At 59.1% G+C, this 20,876-nt stretch carries 15 protein-coding genes; 6 read left to right on the plus strand and 9 right to left on the minus strand.

Translation table 11 applies throughout. The features are described 5' to 3' along the window. Positions 1-423, plus strand: a 423-nt coding sequence (locus tag NW849_RS00470; protein ID WP_414355449.1) for a zinc ribbon domain-containing protein, incomplete at its 5' end; no start/stop codon positions are given. Positions 424-554: 131 nt separating this feature from the next. Next, a complete protein-coding gene (gene dxs / locus NW849_RS00475) occupies positions 555-2,501 on the plus strand; it encodes a 1-deoxy-D-xylulose-5-phosphate synthase (RefSeq protein WP_414355451.1) in 1,947 nt (648 codons plus the stop codon). Between the two features lie 2 nt (positions 2,502-2,503). Here the strand turns inward: dxs and NW849_RS00480 are convergent, their stop codons facing one another. From NW849_RS00480 to fbp, 3 genes are all read right to left on the minus strand, one after another. Further along, entirely contained in the window at positions 2,504-3,415 is a 912-nt protein-coding gene (locus NW849_RS00480) for a tetratricopeptide repeat protein (RefSeq protein WP_414355452.1), read from the minus strand. 193 nt (positions 3,416-3,608) lie between these two features. Beyond that, the gene (zwf, locus tag NW849_RS00485; RefSeq protein WP_414355453.1) at positions 3,609-5,162 is read right to left on the minus strand and encodes a glucose-6-phosphate dehydrogenase; all 1,554 of its coding nucleotides are present in this window, start codon (positions 5,160-5,162) and stop codon (positions 3,609-3,611) included. A 37-nt stretch (positions 5,163-5,199) separates the two neighbouring features. After that, positions 5,200-6,198: a class 1 fructose-bisphosphatase gene (gene fbp / locus NW849_RS00490; RefSeq protein WP_011433573.1), complete on the minus strand. Its 999-nt coding sequence runs from the start codon at positions 6,196-6,198 to the stop codon at positions 5,200-5,202. A 358-nt stretch (positions 6,199-6,556) separates the two neighbouring features. Here fbp and ilvD point away from each other — a divergent pair, with 358 nt between their 5' ends. After that, positions 6,557-8,254, plus strand: a complete 1,698-nt coding sequence (gene ilvD, locus NW849_RS00495; RefSeq protein WP_414355454.1) for a dihydroxy-acid dehydratase — start codon at positions 6,557-6,559, stop codon at positions 8,252-8,254. Between the two features lie 175 nt (positions 8,255-8,429). Here the strand turns inward: ilvD and NW849_RS00500 are convergent, their stop codons facing one another. The 3 genes from NW849_RS00500 to NW849_RS00510 form a co-directional block, all read right to left on the minus strand. Continuing rightward, positions 8,430-10,430 (minus strand): PhoX family protein, encoded by a 2,001-nt coding sequence (locus tag NW849_RS00500; RefSeq protein WP_414355455.1) that lies wholly within the window; start codon positions 10,428-10,430, stop codon positions 8,430-8,432. Positions 10,431-10,779: 349 nt separating this feature from the next. Then, entirely contained in the window at positions 10,780-12,228 is a 1,449-nt protein-coding gene (locus NW849_RS00505; protein WP_414355456.1) for a DUF2079 domain-containing protein, read from the minus strand. Between the two features lie 191 nt (positions 12,229-12,419). After that, complete coding sequence (locus NW849_RS00510) at positions 12,420-13,553, minus strand: anhydro-N-acetylmuramic acid kinase (RefSeq protein WP_414355457.1); 1,134 nt, start codon at positions 13,551-13,553, stop codon at positions 12,420-12,422. Positions 13,554-13,662: 109 nt separating this feature from the next. On the opposite strand from NW849_RS00510, the gene NW849_RS00515 reads away from it, so the two are divergent. The 3 genes from NW849_RS00515 to fmt all read left to right on the plus strand — a co-directional run bounded on the left by NW849_RS00515 (position 13,663) and on the right by fmt (position 17,245). Continuing rightward, complete coding sequence (locus NW849_RS00515) at positions 13,663-15,387, plus strand: electron transfer flavoprotein (RefSeq protein ID WP_414355458.1); 1,725 nt, start codon at positions 13,663-13,665, stop codon at positions 15,385-15,387. Positions 15,388-15,547: 160 nt separating this feature from the next. Further along, positions 15,548-16,252 carry a hypothetical protein gene (locus NW849_RS00520; RefSeq protein ID WP_414355459.1) on the plus strand — a complete coding sequence of 235 codons (705 nt, stop codon included), beginning with the start codon at positions 15,548-15,550 and terminating at the stop codon, positions 16,250-16,252. A gap of 24 nt (positions 16,253-16,276) precedes the next feature. Continuing rightward, complete coding sequence (gene fmt, locus NW849_RS00525) at positions 16,277-17,245, plus strand: methionyl-tRNA formyltransferase (protein WP_414355460.1); 969 nt, start codon at positions 16,277-16,279, stop codon at positions 17,243-17,245. Between the two features lie 107 nt (positions 17,246-17,352). Here the strand turns inward: fmt and radC are convergent, their stop codons facing one another. Genes radC through NW849_RS00540 form a run of 3 tightly spaced genes read right to left on the minus strand, consistent with a single transcriptional unit; the run spans position 17,353 to position 20,873 of the window. Then, positions 17,353-18,084, minus strand: coding sequence for a RadC family protein (radC, locus tag NW849_RS00530; protein ID WP_414355461.1), 732 nt, complete (start codon positions 18,082-18,084; stop codon positions 17,353-17,355). Between the two features lie 7 nt (positions 18,085-18,091). After that, on the minus strand, positions 18,092-19,819 hold the full coding sequence (locus NW849_RS00535) for an ArnT family glycosyltransferase (protein WP_414355462.1): 1,728 nt from the start codon (positions 19,817-19,819) through the stop codon (positions 18,092-18,094). Next, positions 19,812-20,873, minus strand: coding sequence for a CIA30 family protein (locus NW849_RS00540; protein WP_414355463.1), 1,062 nt, complete (start codon positions 20,871-20,873; stop codon positions 19,812-19,814). Before NW849_RS00540 ends, NW849_RS00535 begins: the two co-directional genes overlap by 8 nt. Positions 20,874-20,876 lie beyond the last annotated feature (3 nt).

A 20,876-nucleotide genomic window follows, 5' to 3' on the forward strand; every position in this document is an offset into this window, starting at 1 on the left:
ATACGGGAGCGTATCAACCAACAACCCCGCAGCAAAGCCGAGCGGCGCAGGGCCAACAGTTGGGCGTTCTACCAACTGAGGCAGTTTCTGGAATACAAGGCGAGAGTTGCAGGGGTTTCTCTGATCCTTGTTCCGCCTGCTTATACCTCGCAGACCTGTCACAAGTGTTTGCACATCCATCCCGACCCTGCGCAATCCTATCGCAGTGGGAAGCAGTTTAAGTGTGGGCACTGTGGATGGGAAGGGGATGCGGACTGGAATGGTGCAAACGTAATTGCGCTTTTGGGGGCTGCCGTAAACCAGCCCAGAGGTTCGAGTTTGTTTTGTTCTCTGGGAGAGCATAACAGGCTCAGGGCTACTGAAAGCCCGCACTCTTTCGCTTTAGGGGCGCGGAGCGCTTTGCATCAACATGAGTGCGGGTAGTTTACGATCTCACTGCCCTTGGCCCAGCATTGAGGGGATCCCTGCATTCCTTGAAGTTTTGAGAGGGAGGGCTACAAAACCCCTCCTGAAAATGAATTAGAGTGAGATCACACCGGAAGGACGAGTCCATTATGCACCTGAGTGACATCACTCATCCCAACCAGCTCCGAAACCTGAACCTGAGCCAGTTGCGCAGCCTAGCCCGCCAGATTCGCGACAAACATCTGCAGACGGCTGCCAATTCCCCGGTCGGCTGTCATCTGGGGCCAGGGCTGGGGGTGGTGGAGCTGACCTTGGCCCTCTACAAGACCCTCGATCTGGATCGAGACAAGGTGATCTGGGATGTGGGGCACCAGGCTTATGCCCACAAAATGCTCACCGGCAGGTACCACAATTTCCACACATTGCGCCAGAAGGGGGGGATTTCCGGCTACCTGAAGCGCAGCGAGAGCCGCTTCGATCACTTTGGGGCGGGGCACGCTTCCACCAGCATCTCGGCAGCTTTGGGCATGGCCATCGCTCGGGATCGGCGGGGAGACAACTTCAAGGTGGTGGCCATCATTGGGGATGGTGCCCTGACCGGAGGCATGGCCTATGAAGCCATCAACCACGCCGGGCACCTGCCCAAGACCAACCTAATGGTGGTGCTCAACGACAACGGCATGTCTATTTCCCCCAATGTGGGGGCGATCCCTCGCTATTTAAACCGCCTGCGCCTCAGCCCGCCGGTGCAGTTTTTGGCCGACAGCCTAGAAGAGCAACTGAAGAACCTGCCCCTACTGGGATCCAGCCTCAGCCCAGAAATTGACCGCCTCAAGGAAACGGTGAAGCTGGTTACCGCTGTGCAAAACAACAAAGCCGGCATTATCTTTGAGGAGCTGGGCTTTACCTACGTGGGGCCGGTGGACGGGCACAACCTGGCGGAGTTGTTGGATGCCTTTGAGTTGGCCCACGGCATCTCCGGCCCGGTACTGGTGCATGTGGCCACCGTCAAAGGCAAGGGCTACCCGCCTGCCGAAGCGGAACAGGTGGGGTATCATGCCCAATCCCGCTTCGACCTGGCCACCGGCAAGCCCTACCCGCCCACCAAGCCCAAGCCCCCCAGCTACAGCAAGGTCTTTGGCCATGCCCTCTGCAAGCTGGCCGAGCGGGATCCCCGCATCATCGGCATCACCGCTGCCATGGACACAGGCACCGGCCTGGACAAACTGAAGGAAAAGCTGCCAGATCAGTTTGTGGATGTGGGGATCGCCGAGCAGCACGCTGTGACGTTGGCCGCCGGCATGGCCTGTGAGGGGATGCGCCCGGTGGTAGCCATTTACTCCACCTTTCTGCAGCGAGCCTACGACCAAATCATCCACGATGTCTGCATCCAAAAGTTGCCGGTCTTCTTCTGCTTGGATCGGGCGGGAGTTGTGGGAGCCGATGGCCCCACCCACCAAGGCATGTACGACATCGCCTATCTGCGCTGCATTCCGGAAATGGTGCTGATGGCTCCCAAAGATGAAGCAGAGCTGCAGCGCATGGTGGTGACCGGGATCCAGTACACCAAGGGCCCCATCGCCATGCGTTACCCGCGCGGATCGGGTGTAGGGGTGCCTCTGGCAGAAGAGGGGTGGGAACCCCTGCCCATCGGCAAAGCCGAGGTGCTGCGCAGCGGTGGCGAGGTGTTGATCCTGGCCTATGGGTCGATGGTGCATCCCAGCCTGCAGGCGGCGGAGATCTTGAAAGAACACGGTATCTCAGCCACAGTGGTCAATGCCCGCTTCGCCAAGCCTTTGGATACTGAGCTGATCCTGCCTTTGGCCGAACAGAGCCGCTTGGTGGTGACGGTGGAAGAAGGTTGCCTCATGGGTGGGTTTGGCTCGGCAGTGGCCGAAGCCCTGCTCGACGCCGACCTGGCAGTGCCCTTGTTGCGCTTGGGGGTGCCGGATGTGTGGGTGGAGCACGCCACCCCCGAGGAATCCTTGGCAGAACTAGGCTTGAACAGTGCCGGGATTGCCGAGCGGATTCGGGCCAAGTTTCAGGCACGAGTTCTCAAGGGATCCCCTGCGGAAGTTCCCACTGTCAATTCCTGAGCCTATTCCGAAAGGCCCATCCGCCGGTTGAACTGCTCGATGGCGGCTTGCTGCAGAGCTTCTGCAACAGGTCTGGTACGCAGGAGGATCTGCACATCCCGCAGCAGGTTTTCCCGCCACAGATTCTCCCGCAACACCTGCAGGCGGGCATAGTTGGGATCCAAGCGCATGGCCTTTGCCCCCAGTTCCTCAGCTCGTTCGGTTTCTCCCCGAATGTAGAGGGCAGTCGCCAGGGCCAAATAGGGCTCTGCTACGGCATTGTTCATCTCTATCGTGCGTTCCCAGCGATCGATGGCGGCGTCGAGATCCCCCTGCTCATAGTCCACCAAGCCAATGTTGTTCATGGCCGGCCAATAGGCGGAATCCAACTCCAAGGTCTTCTCATATTCCTGCCGGGCCGCATCCCACCGATCCAGCATGAGGTAGGCATTGCCCAGTTGGAAGCGAGCGTTGGGGTTATCCGGTTGCAGGGCCACAGCTCGTTCCAGGGTTTCAGCAGCGGCAAAGTAGCTGCCCTGCCGCAAATAAGCCGATCCCAGCGAGTAGAGAACAGCCCCATCTTGAGGAGACAGGGCGCGGGCCTTCTGCAACGAGGCAATCGCCTGCTCCAAGTCCCCCAGTTCTAGGTGGACGTTGCCCAAAACATAGAGCAGCTCTGAGGAGTTGGGCACCATGGCCACGGCCAGTTGCAGGCGGCGCAGCGCTTCTTCCGTCTGGCCAAACTGGGCTAACCGCAGCGAGTCGGTGGCCAGTTGCAGCGCTTGGGCCTGCATCAAGCCCCCATTGGGCAAAGGGATGTGCAGCAACACCTGGGCCTGGGCAGAGCTCCACCCTCCCATCCCCAACACAACTGCCAGGCCCACCGACAAGGCTTGCCAGGGCCGGATGGATAACCGAAATAACAGTGGCGGCATGATACCCACGCGATAAACAGGCCATGCCCATGTTAGCTGCAACAGCCGGGGATCCCTACGTCTTGGTGTTCTCTTCTGCAGCGGCCATTTGAAAGGGCTCTTGAGCTGCTCATGCTCTTCTGCCTGTTGCTGAGGGTGCCCCGGCTTACACAGAGGTGGATAGGCCATGGTTTACCAGCCGAGAGCAGCCAAATCAGAGGCGCCGCCACCGCCGCCCCGATTGGGTGAGCAGATCTTCGGCAGCCTTTGGCCCCCAAGTGCCGGCCTCATAGGTGAACAGAGGCGGTGCAGCACCGCCGCCATTGCCGCTGCCGGGCTCAGACTCCCAGGCCGATAACACCGGCGTCACCACCCGCCAGGCCGCTTCAACCTCATCGGCACGGGTAAACAGCGTTGGATCTCCCAACAGACAATCCAGGAGCAGGCGATCATAAGCATCCGGTGTACTCGCTCCAAAGGCAGTCCCATAGCGGAAATCCATATCCACCGAGCGGGTGCGGATCTCTGGCCCCGGCATCTTGGCCTCAAAGCGCAACGAGATGCCCTCATTGGGTTGGATGCGCAGTACCAGGATGTTGGGACTCACCTCCCGAGCTGCCGATTGGAACAGGGAAAGGGGCACCTGCTTAAAGTGAATGGCCACCTCCGAAACCTTCTTGGGCAGGCGTTTCCCAGTGCGCAAGTAGAAGGGCACCCCCTTCCACCGCCAGGTGTCACACTCCAGTCTCAGAGCGACGTAGGTGGGGGTTTTGGACTGGGGATTGACATTGGGCTCCTGCCGATAGCCCAGCACCGGCTTGCCGGCGATCCAGCCAGGGCCGTACTGCGCCCGCACCGCTGCGGCTGCCACATTGCGGGTATCGGCTAGGCGGGTGGCCTGCAGCACCTTGGTTTTTTCGTTGCGCACCCCATCGCTGCGCAAAGAGACGGGCGGCTCCATGGCTGTGAGGCAATAGACCTGCATCAGGTGGTTCTGCACCATGTCCCGCAGGGCGCCGGCAGCATCGTAGTAGCCGGCTCGATCCTCCACCCCCACGGTTTCCGCTACGGTGATCTGCACATGGTCGATGTAGTTGCGGTTCCAGAGGGGCTCAAAAATGGCGTTGGCAAAGCGGAAGACCAGCAAATTCTGCACCGTCTCTTTGCCCAAGTAATGATCGATGCGGTAGACCTGCTCTTCCTGGCAAATCCGCTGCAGGATGCGGTTGAGCTCCTGGGCCGAGGTGAGATCGTGGCCGAAGGGCTTTTCGATCACCACCCGCGTTTTGGTCGGATCGGCCACCATACCGGCTGCCCCCAACTGTTGGATGGCCTGAGCATAAAAGTCCGGCGCCACCGCCAGATAGAACACCCGGTGGCCACGGGTGCCCCGCTCCTCATCCAACTGGCTGAGCAGTTGCTTCAGGCGAAGATAGCCTTCTGGATCCCCGATATCCAGGCGGCAATAGAACAGGCGGCTGGCGAAGTCCTGCCAGAGGGCCTCCGGCCCCAAGTCTTGGGGGGCAAACTCCTGCACGGCAGCCCGCATCTTTTCCCGATAAACCTCGTGAGTCCAATCGCGGCGGGCCACCCCCACCAAAGTAAACTCCGGCGGCAGCCGCCGCTGCCCAAACAGCCGGTAGTAGGCCGGGATCAGCTTGCGGGCGGCCAGATCCCCAGAAGCGCCAAACTGCACCACAATGCAGGGATCCGGGGTGCGTTCTTGGTTGAGACCAACGCGAAGGGGGTTTTCTGCCAGGGTTACCATAGGCCAGCTTGGCTCAAAGAGAAGGATTGGGAAGAACCTAGGGCACCAGAGAACCCTCTAGGCAGCGCAGCACTTCTTCCACGTTCTCGCGGCTGCCGATGATAAGGGGCACCCGTTGGTGGAGAGATTGGGGGACGATGTCTAGGATGGCCTCGGTGCCAGTGGTGGCCGCCCCGCCCGCCTGCTCGGCCAGAAAAGCCAGGGGGTTGGCCTCGTACATCAGGCGCAGCTTGCCCTCCGGTTTTTTCTGGGTGCCGGGATAGAGGTAAACTCCGCCCTGCAGGAGAATGCGGTGAAAATCCGCCACCAGAGCGCCGCTGTAACGGGAGATGTAGCCATCGCGGCGGTGAACATACCGGACATAGTTCTGGATCCCTTCGCTCCACTGGCAAAAATAGCCCTCGTTGAGGCTGTAGACGGAGCCGCGTTCAGGAATGCGGATGTCGCTGCGGGAGAGGATAAATTCCCCCAAGCTGGGATCCAACGTAAAACCGTGTACCCCCTTGCCGACGGAATAGACCAGTTGGGTGCTGGGGCCGTAGAGAATATATCCCGCAGCCAGTTGGCGACGGCCCGGTTGCAGCAGGTCTTGGTTGTCCGCTTCCGGGCGATCCTCAAGAGGGTGAAGGACGGAGAAGATGGAGCCGACGCTGAGGTTGGCGTCAATGTTGGAGGATCCATCCAGGGGATCGATCATCAGGGCCAGGCGGCTGAGGGAGCAGTTTTCCGGCAGGCGAGCCGGGGTTTTCATCTCTTCCGAGACCAGCCGACACACCAGGCCCGTTTGCTCCAAAGCGCGAATGAAGGCCCGGTTGGCATAGTCATCCATCTGTTGCTGTTCTTCCCCTTGGACATTGAGGCTGCCGGTAACCCCCAGCGCCCCTTCGATCAGTCCTGCCTGACTCAGCCGCCGGGCGATCATCTTGCCGGCCAGGGCAATGCGGTTCATCAGGGCGCTGAAGTCTTGGGCCTCTGCCGTAAAACTGCCAAACTGCTGTAAAACATGACGGGAGAGGGTGAGCACATCCCGCAACATCTCCCGTGAGGACTCCGTCCCGCTAACGCGGTCGGCACTGCTGGGCACTGCAGGCGAGGGGAGGGGAGAGCTGAGAACCATACGAGGCTTCGCCAACACGAAGGGGAAACACCAACACCCAGGATCCCTGGCCCCCATGTCTTGACTCGGTCTCGCTAACGCGATTGGAACCTGGGATCCCTTCTATTAGGTAGGCTGGCCGATTCCTGGCGCAGGTGCAGACAACTTACAGAGTTGCTTCAGATTTGGTTTGGATCCCTCTTGCCGGCAGAGCTAGTGTTCCCCCGAAGAGAGGCGGTAGGATGAGTTCTAGCCGTTTTCTTCCTTGCCCACTTCCTCTCGATTCCCTCTGGCAATGATGGCCAATTCTCCGCTCCCACTGCGCAGCCAAGTGGTCACCCAAGGGGTACAGCGCTCCCCCAACCGCGCCATGCTCAGAGCCGTGGGCTTTCGCGACGAAGATTTCGGCAAGCCCATCGTCGGCATTGCCAACGCCCACAGCACCCTCACCCCCTGCAACATCGGGATCCAAACTCTGGCGGAGCGGGCGGAGGCGGCTTTGAGAACGGCGGGCTGTATGCCCCAGGTGTTCGGCACCATCACCATTAGCGACGGCATCTCGATGGGCACGGAGGGGATGAAATACTCCCTGGTGTCGCGGGAAGTGATTGCCGATTCCATCGAGACGGTGGTCAACGGCCAGAGCATGGATGGCCTCTTGGCCATCGGCGGCTGCGACAAGAATATGCCGGGGGCGATGATTGCCATGGCCCGCCTCAATGTGCCCTCGATCTTCGTCTACGGCGGCACCATCAAGCCGGGTCACTACAATGGCCGCGACCTCACCATCGTGAGCGCTTTTGAAGCCGTAGGGGAGTTCAGTGCCGGGCGCATCTCCGAGGAAGAGCTGCTGGCGGTGGAGCGCCATGCCTGTCCCGGTGCCGGATCCTGCGGCGGCATGTACACGGCCAACACCATGTCCAGCGCGTTTGAGGCTATGGGGATGAGTCTGCCCTACTCCTCCACCATGGCTGCAGAAGACGAAGAGAAAGCCGAAAGTGCCGCCCAATCGGCCAAGGTCTTGGCAGAGGCCATCAAAGCCAACATCCGCCCGCGAGATATCATCACCCGCAAAAGCATTGAAAATGCCATCTCGGTGATCATGGCCGTAGGGGGATCCACCAACGCCGTGCTCCACTTTCTGGCCATTGCCCATGCGGCAGAAGTGCCCCTGACGCTAGATGATTTCGAGACCATTCGTGCTCGCGTGCCTGTCCTCTGCGATCTCAAGCCTTCAGGACGGTTTGTGGCCACCGATCTGCACCGAGCCGGCGGGATCCCCCAGGTGATGAAAATGCTGCTCAACCACGGCCTGCTGCACGGGGACTGCCTCACCATCTCCGGCCAGACCATCGTCGAAGTCCTGCGGGATGTGCCGGACGAGCCTAGCCCGGATCAGGAGGTGATCCGCCCTTGGCACAGCCCCCTGTATCCCCAAGGGCATCTGGCCATCCTCAAGGGGAATCTGGCTCCCGAAGGAGCAGTAGCCAAGATTACCGGCGTCAAGAACCCGAAAATTACCGGGCCGGCGCGGGTCTTCGATTCAGAGGAGTCCTGCCTGCAGGCCATCCTCTCCGGCCAGATCCGAGCAGGGGATGTGGTGGTGATCCGCTACGAAGGCCCCAAAGGTGGCCCCGGCATGCGGGAGATGCTCTCGCCCACTTCGGCCATCATCGGCGCCGGCTTGGGGGATAGCGTTGGCCTGATCACCGATGGCCGCTTCTCCGGCGGCACCTACGGCATGGTGGTGGGCCATGTGGCTCCCGAAGCCTATGTGGGGGGCACGATTGCCCTGGTGGAGGAAGGGGATCTCATCACCATTGATGCCCCGGCTCGCCAGTTGCACTTGCATGTGAGCGAAGAAGAGCTGGCCCGCCGCCGCGCCCGCTGGTCTCCTCCTGAGCCTCGCTACAAACGGGGCACCCTAGCCAAGTACGCCAAGCTGGTCTCCAGCAGCAGCCTGGGGGCAGTGACGGATTTAAACCTGTGGGATTAATTTCCCTCACCCCCGGCTCGTCTCCCAGAGGGAGAATTGGTACTTGAGAGATAGCTCCAGATTCCTGACCCTGCAGGGATCAGCCTTGCTGGGTTAAGTGCAAGAAAGCGGCAGAGATGAAGGATCCCTGCCGCCTGATTGCGTGATGCGGTTGATAATGAGGATTCAGCGCCGATTAAGTGCCGATGATCCCGCCGTCATTTTTGGTGATCACCACCACCGCCGAGCGGGGGTAGAGATTGGGGTCGTAGTCTGGCCAGCGGGAATCGACCTTGCCGGCAGCAAAGTCGTCCTCGCTGGTGCTGGCGCCTGGGTGCTGCACGTTGATGAACATGGTGCGCTGATCGGGAGTGGTGACCACACCGGTGATCTCCTGCCCAATCGGCCCGGTTAAAAAGCGGCGAATTTCCCCTGTATCCGGATCGGCAGCCAACATTTGGTTGTTGCCAAAAGGCGCAAACTCCTCTTTGTTGAGATTGCTTTCGCTGGTGTCGGTCTGGATCCAGAGGCGACGGCTGGCATCGAACCACAGACCATCGGGAGAGTTGAAGATGTTGTCTTCATTGAGGGGCTGGCCCGATAGCTTGCGGCTATCTTCCGGCGGCCCGGCCAAGACAAAGAGATCCCACTCAAAGCGGGTGGCTTGAGGCCGGTCGTTGGCTTCCTTCCAGCGGATGATGTGGCCCCACTTGTTTTTGGGACGGGGGTTGGCAGCGTTCACCTGGTCTTGTTCCCGACGGCTGTTGTTGGTCAGGGTGAAGTAGACCATGCGGGTTTGCGGATCCACCGCTCCCCACTCGGGCCGATCCATCTTGGTGGCGCCGACAAAATCCGCCGCCGTGCGGGTATTCACCAACACGTCTGCTTGGCTGGTGAAGCCGTTTTCCGGGGTCAGGCCGTTTTTCCCAAACACCAGCGGCAGCCACTCGCCCGTGCCATCTTCGTTGAACTTGGCCACATACAGGGTGCCATTGTCCAACAGATGTCCACCCGCCGTTTCCTTGCGGTAGGGCTCGGCAGAGACGTACTTGTAGATGTACTCAAAGCGGGCATCATCCCCCATGTAGGCCACAATCGGCTGGCCTTCCACCGGCGGCTGGAACACCACGCCTTCGTGGGCGAAGCGGCCCAGAGCGGTGCGCTTCTTGGGAGTGCTGCTGGGATCAAAGGGATCGATCTCCACCACCCAGCCAAAAGTGTTGGGCTCATTGCGGTAGTCTTGAGTGGCATCCGCAGCGGTGGGGGTGGCATTGAAGCGGATGAACTCGTCTGCCTTGTTGCTGGCCAGCTCCCAGCCGTAGCGAGAAGTCTCGGTGCTCACGCCGTAGCGCTTGTGCTCCCGGGGCAGGTTGGGCTTTTGGTCGGGGCCTTTGCTGGTGTTGCTGAAGTAGCCAGCCCAGTTCTCCTCACAGGTGAGGTAGGTATTCCAGGGAGTGACGCCGTGGGCGCAGTTGTTCAAAGTACCCCGGGTCATTGTGCCTTCAGGGCTGAACTTGGTTTTCACGAAGTCGGATCCCCGCACCGGGCCGTGGATCTCCATGAGGGTAAGACCGGTGATGCGGCGGTTGAGGCGATCCCGCACCACTTCCCAACTGCCGTCTCCCTGCTGCTTGATGTGGACAATGCTCACCCCGTGGCCATTCAGCTCTTTCAGCACCTGATCGGGATCGCGGGTGCCGTCAGGATTGGTGGGATACAGGTCGGAATCCAGCTTTTGGCCCACAGCCGCAGCATGCATAAACCGAGGCTCAACGTACTCGTGGTTAAACACCAGCAAACCCTCGGTGGAGCTGCCCTGCCAGGGATCCTTCCCTTCGATGGGGAAGAAGTGCATGCCATCGTGGTGGCTGCCCACCTGCATTCCCTGCTCGGCACCGGTGTTTTCCAGCTTGAACTGTGGATAGGTGCCGGTGATGGGAGTACCCCAAGCCAGCAGCGGTCGGGCAGTGTAGCCTTCGGGCACCACCAGTTTGTCTTCCGCGCTCACAGGAATTGCCTTGAAGCCCAGCAAAGCACTGCCACTGGCGGCTTTTGCCGATTTGGAAGCACCGTCCAGCGCAGGCAAGCCAAAAAAGGTGGCCACCGCCGCAGCAATTCCCCCCTGCAACACTTGACGCCGCTGCAAACGGCTCTCCAGGATGCTGCTGAAGGTGGGGTTGGAAGAGTGGTTACACATAGGCTCGTCCCCAGGACGAAGCTTAGGGCCATGCGAATGGATACTCACGTTGACTTCTCCTCTTGTCTTGACAAGTTTTGTTTAGAAACTTGGCGAGTCTTATAAAACAGCACCTAACCCCTGCGCTACTCTATTTGCGCATGAGGATAGGCACTACAAAGTTAGTGGCTTGAAGTTAAGAGAAGACTAAGCTCAGATTAAGCCTTGCAAGTGTAAACAATTTCTTTAGACTGAAGCAGCAGTTTCTTAATCATTTGTTGCAACGAGAAGAAGACTTGGTTTAAGTCAATTAGATCAAGTGCCAATAAAGTAGTCTGCAGTCCTTAGAATTGCGATTCTTATGCGATTCTTAGAGGTCTTTTCGTAACCTAGAGAACAAATACACCCCATCTTGGTGGTACAGAAGCTGGAATTGAGTTTCCTTCTGTAAAGCTTCAATCAGGACACGGGAAAACTCTGGACTGCTGCGCCACCCCGGATGACGGGTGTTGAGCAACACATAATCAAAGGGATCCCACTGAGAGGGCGGGGATCCATTGAAGCGTCTCTCATCTGTAAAGTAGATTACAAGTCGATGGGTGAGGTGAGGGCTGATCTCGTGGGTGGTGAGGACGCCCCCTTGGGTGGTGATCTGGGCAAGAGCCTGTCGGGTTGCCTGCCAAGTGTCCAGGGAGCTGAGATAAATTGAGCCAAAAAAGGTGTATTTCCCCAAGGCCAAAAAGGCCAGCGCAGACCAGATCAGGGGCAATTTTCTATCTTTTATAAAATGGCTCTGCAAGGGATGGTTTTTCACATTCTCGATGACGGCCAAGAACAAGAAAGGAACGATAGGCAAAGCGTATTGATGTACCAGATCCCGATAGGCAGGATTGCTGGAGAGTATATTCAAGCCCAGGGTAGGCAGGGCAGGGATCCAGGGATCCCAGTGTCGCCAAGAGAGGCCCCAAGCCAAAGGCGCAACCAATAAAAATCCATAAAACAGGGTGTCCAGAGAGAAGACTTTGCTCAAAACCAGCATCGGTCTCAAGATTAAACCTTGAACAATTTCCGCAACAGAATTCCCTAGATAGTCGTAATGAGAAACGGCTGCCGGCTCGCTGCCGCTGAAGTGAGGAATGACCCCAAAAGTGGCTATCCCAAACCAAGCTGATCCTGCTGCAATTGCCGTCCAGCCGCCCACTTGGCAGCGCTGTTGCCAGCGTTCTTGAATTCGTCCTTTTTCCCAAAACAACAGCCAGACTCCCAGAGCAACAACATTGAGAGATAACACCGCCTTACAGCCAAGAATGCCGCTCAAACAGAGAAGGAACCCCCTCAATTTTCCAGAGCGAATGCAGAGCACAGCCGCCAAGAAAAGAGGAACAGCTATGACCTCTGGATGAAAATCAAAAAGGTTGGCGTTAAAAATGGCCGGGTAGAGAAGATAGGCCCCGGCAATCACCATTGCTTGGCTGGGATCGACCTTGGCCTGAAGTGCAAGGTGATAAATAGCCAATGCTCCCAAGGTTAACGCCAGGGATTGGAGCCCAAACAGCCAATAGACCGAGGGGACAATGCGGTACAAAAAGCTGATGGGATAGAGAATAAAGGCTGCGTGGTCTCCCAAGATGTGGATCCCTCGAATGGTCGAAAACGGAACCTCTCCCCGACTGATTAGATAGATGGATTGGTCGAAGATGCCAAGATCATATCCTCCAGACTGAAACAGGTGATGCCGGACAACACTACAGCCAAAGAGAATGAAGAAATTAAAAATCATGATTGCCAGCAGAAGTGGAGGCAGAGGACGATCCTTCATAAGAACTAGGGCTTTTGATTTATAGATCTTGATAGATCTTGGCAAGGTAACTTTATCGCTTTTCTCAGCCTTGCGTGACATCCTAGCGAGATCTGGATTCGGCAGAGGCTCCGCCGCAATTCCGGACATTTCTCTTTCCTCGGGAGTATGAGGAATGGCTCAAGCTTGTTGGAGATAACGATACGGATGAGTTAGGACTGGTTACGACAAGAGGGTGTGATTTGGCCCAAGATGGCAGCATGTCTTGCCCCAGTTGCTTCCGGTAAATTGTTGGTCTTACCTTGCCAGGTTTTATAGGCCAATACCGCGAAGGCAAGGGCCTCTTTGGTCTTAGAAGGGATCCCCACTTGGTCGGAAGTCAACAGGGTTGTGGTCGGCAGTTGCTCCTGCAGCAGTTGCATGAGAACAGGGTTTTGGGTGCCGCCACCGCTGAGAATAACTTGATCTGGGGTCGCGGGCAAAAAGTCCCTATAGGCTTGGGCAATGGAGCAGGCCGTAAACCCTGTGAGGGTGGCAATACAGTCGTGGGCGGATATAAATTGGGTCCAAATTTGCTCCAAATAAAGGGATCCAAAATACTCTCGGCCAGTGGTTTTGGGCGGTGCCTTTTGAAAATAGGGATCCCGCATCCATTCTGCAACTTTTTCCCAGTGGACTTGGCCTTGGGCAGCCCATTTTCCATCGCGATCAAAGGCTTGTTGTCCTTGGCTGGCCCGCATCACCGCCAGATCGATCAAAATGTTGCCGGGGCCAGTGTCGAAGGCCAAGGGGGATCCCCCACTGCAGAGGCTGGGGAGATAGGTGAGGTTGGCAATGCCGCCGATGTTTTGGGCCACACGATGAAGGTGGGGATGCCTCAACAGCAGCCAATCCACAAAAGCTACCAAAGGTGCGCCTTGACCTCCTGCCGCCATGTCCCGCGCCCGAAAATTGCTCACCACCGGGATCCCGGTCAGCTCGGCAATCACCGCAGCTTCACCGATTTGCAAAGTCGAAGCTTCTGGCCCACTGGGGTTATGCCAAAGGGTTTGGCCATGGCTGCCGATGAGATCGATCTGTTGGGGGGTAAGATGGGCCGCCTGGATCCCTTGCAAGGCCGCTTCGGCAAAAGCTCGGCCCAAACGAAAGTTCAAGGCGCAGATGCGATCTACCGTGCCGGTTTTGGGATCCGCAGCCCGCAAAATCTCCGCCCGCAGCGTCGGGGAATAGGGGATTGTTTGGAAATGTATCAACTCCCACTGTAGGGAATCGTCGCCCTCGATGCCGACGATGGCTACATCGATCCCGTCTACAGAGGTGCCCGACATTAAGCCAATGACAATCATTTTGCTGGCGGCTCAACCAGAGGCTTGAGAAGGTCTAAAGTTTTGCCCCCTTTCCCCTTCCCCTTTTTAGGATACAGGCAGGGTATCCAGAGCTACCGTGTGGGGGACTATGAGTGAAGCCATCCGCTACGACCTTCTGTTGGTGGGGGGGAGTTCCTCCAACTTGATCTTGGCCCATCGCCTTTTGGATTTGGCCAAGCTATCCGGGCTAAGAATCTCCATCGCCATTTTGGAAAAAGCCCGCCAATTCGGCGGTCACATCGTCAGTGGCGCCATCTGCAATCCTCAGGTGATCGCCAAGCTCTTCCCCGATTTTGAAAGCCAAGGATTTCCCCATGAAGGGCGGGTGGAAGCCAATCATCTGAGCGTGCTGGGATCCCAACAGCGCTGGGATCTGCCGGAAGCGGTGATCCCACCCGGATTTCGCAAGCAGGGGCAGTTCATTCTCACCCTCAGCCACGTCATCCGTTGGCTGGCCGAAACCCTGCAGGAAAAAGCCAAAGGGATCCCGAACGTTACCCTGGATGTGTTCCCTGGCTTTGCCGCCCATGAAATCCTCTACGACGGGGAGCGGGTGATCGGGGTACGGGCAAGCGATTCTGGCCAAGTTTACGAAGATTGCATCTTTGCCGAACTCACCTGCTTTGGCGACAAAGGCTTCATTTCCAAAGATCTCATCGAGAAGTTTCAACTGCGCCCCAACCCGCAATTGTGGTCGGTGGGGGTCAAAGAGGTGTGGCAGATCCCCCAGTCCCTGCAGGGGCAGGTGTGGCATACCTTGGGCTACCCGGTTTTGGATGGCAGCTTCAGCGGGGGCTTTGTCTATGGCCTCAAAGACAATCGCCTGGCCTTAGGTCTGATCATCGGCCTAGACAGCAAGAACCCCAACCTTAACCCCCAGCAGCGTCTGCAGGAGTTCAAAGCTCACCCCTGGATCCAGTCCCTGATTGCCGGCGGCAAGTTGCTCAAGTACGGGGCTGCCGTGATTCCCGAAGGGGGCTACCACAGCCTGCCCACCCGGTTTGGCGTTGAGGGAGTCCTGCTGTTGGGGGATGCGCTGGGGGTGTTGGATGTGGGCAGCTTGGCCGGGGTGGATAACGCGATGGAAACCGGCTATCTGGCGGCGGGCCTCATTCACGATGGCTTCTTGAAAGGGGATCTGCGCATCCAGGCCGACTACCAAAGGGCGGTGATGGAAAGTGCAGTGGGGCAAAACCTCTACCGCAGCCGCTACTTCCGCGAGGCTTTTTTGGAAAACTCCCGCCTGCTGGAAGAATACTTGCCTCAGGTGTGCCGCAGCGTCGATGCCGGCCATCCCTGGCTGGGATCCCTGCGCTGGGGTTTACAGGATCCCGTTCGCCGCGGACGAGAAACTCTGCGCGCCTACACCCTGCTCACCGGGCGGGTCAGCCCCAGCGAGCCACCCCCGCGAGGCTATGTGGCCCCCCACGCTGCCATTCAAGCGGATTTTGTGGCCCCCACAACCTTGGCTCCCCAGGAATTGGCCTCTCGACCGGGCTATTTCTCGCGGCCCGATGCGGTTTTTTTCGCGGATCCCCGCTACCCCGAGGGTAACCGTCACATCCTGGAGTTCGACGCCGAAACCTGCCGCCGGTGCATCGCCGCCTACGACAAGCTGAATCGCCCCACCCCCTGCGTGGCCGACTGCACAGCCGAGGTACACCACATCCGCGACCAAAATGGCATCCGCTCCCATGCCATGTCTTTGGAAAACTGCATCCAGTGCCGCACCTGCGAGATCATCTGTCCCCACTTAAACTTGCGGGTCAACCCCAGCTACGAGGGATCCGGGCCGGATTTCTATGGGCTGTAGCCGTTGCTGAGGTTAACTCAGTTCGCTGCAGCTCGCCTGATCCTGGGGGTCTAGCAACTGAGGTGAATGGATCTGCCCATCTTGGCCGACGATCCCAGGGATCCAAGCAACCTAGGAAATTGGCTAGGTTGGGTTAGGGCTTGTTGGAGATCTTTTGTCGGTGAGCGATTCTTTGGATGTCCAGGCTCCTCTGCCCGCTATCTTGGCCGATCTGCAAAAAGCCCTGGGATCCCTGGGGTTGGGCCATCTCCAGGTACAAGCGCGGCTTTCCGGCCACCGCCTGTTGCTGCGCCTAGAGGGGGATCCCTTGCCTGAGCCGAATGCTTTGCTGGAGAGCCTCTCGCCGGCCTTGGAGCAAATGGCGCTGACCCACAGGCAGCGTCAGGTGGAGCTGTTTGGCTTTCTGGCCAATGAAGGGATCCCGGAATGGCACCGCGAGTGGCGCTATCAGCCCCAGCCCAACCCCAACAGCCCTCTGTATCGCGCTCAGCGGGGGGATGGGGTAGCCATCCAGCAGGTACTGAATTACCTGTTGCGTCCAGAAGGGATCCAAGCACGGGTTCATTTCCATCCCAAGCTGGGCCTCTTGCAGGTGAACTTGCAGGCGGCAGAAGCTCCGGATCCGGCTTGGGCTAAGGATTTTCTGCGGCGAGCCTTAACCCGTCTGGAATGGACTTTCTTGCAAAGGCTGCGGCTTTCCGGGCAAAAACTGGGCTCCTTTTTCCCGGCCTGGAGCCAGGAGTTCGATCTCAAACAGCCCGCCTTTTGGCAGGCCCCCCAAGTGCCCTTGACCGGGCGCTCTCCCATCGCCGAGAAGGAAAGGGTTGCCGAGCCGCCACCCCCTTCCCCTGCCGTCCTAGACTGAAGAACAGTGCTCGTCGGGGTTGGCATGCGGGTTGTTTTTTTCGGCACGCCAGAGTTTGCTCTGCCTTCGCTGCGGATCCTGTTGCAGCCGCAGTCCCCCTTTGAAGTGGTGGGATTGGTCTGCCAGCCGGATCGGCCCCAGGGGCGAGGGCAAAAGGTGCTCCCGCCCGCTACCAAAGTGTTGGCTCAAGCCCACGGGATCCCGGTGTGGCAGCCTGTCCGCCTGCGGCGGGATCCCCAAGTGCTGGCGGCTCTGGAGGCGCTGGCTGCCGATGTGTTTGTGGTGGTGGCCTACGGCCAGATCTTGCCCCTGACGGTGTTGCAGATGCCCAAGCTGGGCTGTGTGAATGTGCATGGATCCCTCCTGCCCGCCTATCGTGGCGCTGCCCCCATCCAGTGGGCTATTGCCAACGGCGAAACCGAGACCGGCGTAACCACGATGCTCATGGATGAGGGAATGGATACAGGAGCCATCCTGCTCCAGGCCAAGCTACCCATTGGGCCAGAGCAAACCAGCCTAGAATTGGCACTCCAACTGGCTCAACTGGGGGCAGAACTCTTGGTGGAAACGCTCTTGAAATTGGAGAAAGGGGAACTCACCCCTATTCCTCAGGATGGATCCCGGGCAACCTACGCCCCTTTGCTCAAAAAACAAGACTTTCACCTCGACTGGCAGCGCCCTGCCCAGGCCTTGCACAACCAAATCCGCGCCTTTTCTCCCGACTGTTTCACCAGTTTGAGGGGGCAGCGGATCAAAATTGTCCGCTCTGCCTCTCCTCAGTTGCACCCACCCCCTGGCGATCTCCCCCAAGGCAGCCCTGGCGAGGTGGTGGGATTGGACAGGGGAGAAGGAGTCTATGTAGCCACCGGAGAGGGATCCCTGTTGATCCGGCGGGCGCAGCTGCCTGGCAAAAAAGAACAGTCCGCTTGGGACCTGGTCAATGGCGGCCAGCTCAAGGTGGGAATGCGCTTTGAGCCGCTGCCCAATTCTTGAGAGCCCACACACAGGGATCCCTTGGGCGCGGCCAACCCAAAGACGGCGAACCTGTCCGTTGCCTTGATTCTACTCTCTCTCTCTGGGAGAAAGGCTGGGGGTGAAGACTACTCCGGCTGGGGAAACTCCTGCCAAAGGTTGGTGCGCTGGCGCAAGCTGAGGAACTGTCCGCCGCCCAAGATGAGGTGGTCCAAAACCGGGATCTGCAGCAGCTGCCCCGCCTGCAAGAGTTGCCGGGTAAGGGCAAGATCTTCTGGGCTGGGATCCAAGCTGCCGGAAGGGTGGTTGTGGGCCACCAGGATGCGGCTGGCTCCTTGCTTGATGGCGCTGCGGAAGGTTTCCCGCGGATGAGACAGGGTTTCGGTGGCGGTGCCCCGGGTTACAATCTGCTGGCTGAGCAGACGGTGCTTGACATCCAAGTGCAAGACGGCAAAGTGCTCTTGAGATTCCCACATCAAGTCACCACTCAGAGCCATAGCCGCTTGTTCTGGCGACTCAATGGCTGTCCGGTCTGGCGGACGACTCAAAAACACCCGTCGTCCCAGCTCGATGGCGGCCAACACTGTGGCTGCCTTGGCCGGGCCAATGCCTTCGATCTGGATCAGCTCTCCGGCTTCCACCTGGCGCAACTGGGCCAAGGGATCCCCTTGGGCTTCTAACTTTTTCAGGAGCAACTGGGCTAGGCCGACTGCTGAGAGTTTGCCTGGCCCCTGGCCAGTGTTGAGCAAGATGGCCAGCAGCTCGGCGTGGGAGAGGTGCCTTGCCCCTTGGCTGAGCAGCCGCTCGCGGGGACGATCTTGGGCAGGAATATCGCTGATGCGCAGCACGTACTGGCTCATCTGGGGCCTAGGGAGGAGAAGAGGTTTTTTTCAACAGCCAAAAGGGACTGCGGCGCTCGACGACCCGCCAAGATCCCAGAATGGCTGCCTGTTCGCCCTCGGGAGCTGTAAGTTCAGCTACAAAGGGATCCCAGGTAACCAGGTAGTCGGGCGCCTGCCCCTGGGCTTGCCAGTCGGCCAGCTCTTCTGGGCTGGCGGCGTAGGGAACCTGCAGCGGGCCATAAAAATAGGGTACAAAAGAGCGAAAGCCGTACAGGCCCACCGTTCCAGAGAGAGCCGGCTGGGCGTTGTTTTCGGAAGTGGCAAACTGCCGGAAAAAGTGGACGGCTCCTCCCTGGGTGTGTTGCAGCAGGCGGGGGAAGACCCAGCACCAGGCCAGTTGGGCGCTCAGTCCCGTGGCCAAGAGCAAAACTGTCCAGCCCCAAGCCCGCCGCCGTCCTCGACTCCAAAGGAGAATTCCCAGCAGCAGGATCGCGGCGGGGACGTAGGTCAACACCGGCCACTCCACCTCAGCCTGCAGGTATCCCAGCACCAAGCTGCTGGAAAAGTCGTCAGGGATGCCGGCAAAGACCCATGCTTGGACTAGCCCAGCGGGATCCTGGAATCCCAGCCAAGGCAGCAATAGCCACAGGGCCAGCCAAAACAAGCCACTGAGCAGGATCCAGGCACTTTCCCAAAAACTGGGCCCTCTTTTCTCAGCAACCAGGCGCTGCAAGCGCAGGGCAGCAAAGTAGGCCCCAATGGGGTACAGCAGCGAGGTGTAGTGAACCAGCTTGGTTTGCACCAGCAGCGAAAACAGGGCCAGCACCACCCCAAAAGCCACCAACAGCAGAGATTCTGCCCGCCGAGTCAAATCCACCGAGCCCACGCTCCTGGGGATGGGCTGCAGGATCTCGGCCAAAGCCAAAGAACCCCAGGGAAAGCACCCCAGGGCAAAGGCCAACAGATGAAAATAAACCGGGCCGGGATGCCCATCTGAGCTGGTGAGGATGCGCCATTGGTAGCGCCCAAACTCTTCCACCCATTGCGGCCCCCGTTGCACCCCTTCCAGCGCCAGCCAAGTGAGGGGAATAGCCGCCGCCAAGCCCAGAAAAGCCAGAGTGTCTCCCCAGCCGGTCTGGGGATCCCGGTGCCAGACCTTGTAGCCAACCCAGATGAGCAGCGGCAACACCAACCCCACTGGCCCTTTGGCCAACACCGCCAAGCCCAGGGCCAGCGCCCCCACCGCTCTCCACCTGCGTCCAGAGTACCCGGCCCGCCAGGCCTCCTCGGCGGCCCAAAGGGATCCCAGCCCCACACCCATGCCCAGGTTGAGTAGCGGGTCGATGAGACCAGTTTTGTAAAAAAACAAGGGCAGGTAGCCCGTCAGCAGTAGGATCCCCCACAGGCAGCCAAACCCCACCCCACGCAGATGGGATCCCCACCCCACCAGCAGCGCCACCGTGATCCCGCCAGCAAAAGCATTGGGCAAGCGCGCTGCCCCTTCGTTCATCCCTAAAACAGCCATGGACAGGGTCTGCAGCCAAAAAAAGAGAGGGGGCTTCTCGAAAAAAGGCTCCCCGTTGATGGCCAACGAGAAAGGATCCCCGCTGGCCAGCATCTGCCGCGCCAAGCTGGCGTAGATCAGCTCATCCCAGTCGAACAGGTAGGGGATCCCCTGACCTACCCACAGCCACAGGCCGGCCAAAAGCCCCATCCCCAGGGATCCCTTGAGGCGGCCCAGAAAGCTAGGCATGGAAAGCTTCTGAAGACACCACCCGGCCCACATTTTGAGGCGACCGCATCAGCCGCAGCAACTGGGCTGCCAGAGCGGATCCCTCCATCTCCGCCGGAATCTCCACCCCACACCAACGGCTGGAGCTACCCTGCAGGGCAGCTATCCACTCCGGGGCAAGGGATCCCCGCGCCACCCCGATCAATTGCGGCAGAGGCTCCCGACGATACAGCCCAATCCAGCGCACGGCCAGCTGAAAGGGCCCAGGCCGGAAGCGGGGGTTTGGGCTGCCATCGGCCTCGAACTTGCTTAGCATCAGTTGCAGCGAGTAGATCTGGCGACTATTGAGAGGGGGAGCAGAAACCCGGCGGGCGCGGAACGTGGCAACCATCTCCGCAAAGGGGATCTGAACGGTCTGCTCTTCTCCCGGCGCAGTGTCGAACGCATAGCCGTAGGCGGGGCTGTCCCAGCCGCCTTGATCCCGCAGTAAGACCTTATACCGCTGCCCATCCCCTCGCAGGCGCAGCTCCAGACCGGCAAACCCCGACAAGTCCAGCGGCGGCTGCCAATTGCGGGTGCGCGTGGAAACAAACCCCCCAAAGTTGGCCGTGGAAACCTGGCCTGCGAACAGCAGCTCCTCCTTTCCCCAGAGCAGTTGGCTTTGGCTCGCCCCGCCCATCACCACATCGTCCAAAATGCCCCAAAACCGATGCAAATCCGGGTTGGGCCGGCGAAAGTCGAACAGCATCCGCTCCGTTTGCCCACTGCTGCGCAATTGCTCCAGATAAGCCTTGGCCGTTGGTGGATCCCCCAAACCTAGGATCACGGTTGCTGTCGCCCAATCTGGCGTATGGCTCACCTCCACGCCCTGCTGCCGCAGGGCCTCCGCCAACCCGTCAGGCAAACCTTCCCCCACCACCCCTATCTGGATAGCGACCGGCTCGGAAAGAGAAGGTGGCACAAAATCATCCTCCACGGCCTGGAACCCATTCTGAACCCAACGCCACACCTCCGCCAAAGGCAGGGCCTCATAGTAGGTGAGTGTGTTCCAGAACCGCCCCAGATCCCAAGGCATGAG

Source organism: Synechococcus sp. R55.3 (assembly GCF_047461975.1).
Lineage (GTDB): Bacteria > Cyanobacteriota > Cyanobacteriia > Thermostichales > Thermostichaceae > Thermostichus.

Excerpts from the sequence above, each read along its gene's own strand:
- fbp (WP_011433573.1), bottom strand. The coding sequence starts at position 6,198 with ATGTTGCGGGATGTGCTCACCCTCTCCCGTCATGTTTTACAGCAGTTT.
- NW849_RS00540 (WP_414355463.1), bottom strand. The coding sequence starts at position 20,873 with ATGCCTTGGGATCTGGGGCGGTTCTGGAACACACTCACCTACTATGAG.
- NW849_RS00505 (WP_414355456.1), bottom strand. The coding sequence starts at position 12,228 with ATGAAGGATCGTCCTCTGCCTCCACTTCTGCTGGCAATCATGATTTTT.
- fmt (WP_414355460.1), top strand. The coding sequence starts at position 16,277 with ATGCGGGTTGTTTTTTTCGGCACGCCAGAGTTTGCTCTGCCTTCGCTG.
- dxs (WP_414355451.1), top strand. The coding sequence starts at position 555 with ATGCACCTGAGTGACATCACTCATCCCAACCAGCTCCGAAACCTGAAC.
- ilvD (WP_414355454.1), top strand. The coding sequence starts at position 6,557 with ATGGCCAATTCTCCGCTCCCACTGCGCAGCCAAGTGGTCACCCAAGGG.
- NW849_RS00510 (WP_414355457.1), bottom strand. The coding sequence starts at position 13,553 with ATGATTGTCATTGGCTTAATGTCGGGCACCTCTGTAGACGGGATCGAT.
- radC (WP_414355461.1), bottom strand. The coding sequence starts at position 18,084 with ATGAGCCAGTACGTGCTGCGCATCAGCGATATTCCTGCCCAAGATCGT.
- NW849_RS00480 (WP_414355452.1), bottom strand. The coding sequence starts at position 3,415 with ATGCCGCCACTGTTATTTCGGTTATCCATCCGGCCCTGGCAAGCCTTG.
- NW849_RS00500 (WP_414355455.1), bottom strand. The coding sequence starts at position 10,430 with ATGTGTAACCACTCTTCCAACCCCACCTTCAGCAGCATCCTGGAGAGC.
- NW849_RS00515 (WP_414355458.1), top strand. The coding sequence starts at position 13,663 with ATGAGTGAAGCCATCCGCTACGACCTTCTGTTGGTGGGGGGGAGTTCC.
- NW849_RS00535 (WP_414355462.1), bottom strand. The coding sequence starts at position 19,819 with ATGCCTAGCTTTCTGGGCCGCCTCAAGGGATCCCTGGGGATGGGGCTT.
- zwf (WP_414355453.1), bottom strand. The coding sequence starts at position 5,162 with ATGGTAACCCTGGCAGAAAACCCCCTTCGCGTTGGTCTCAACCAAGAA.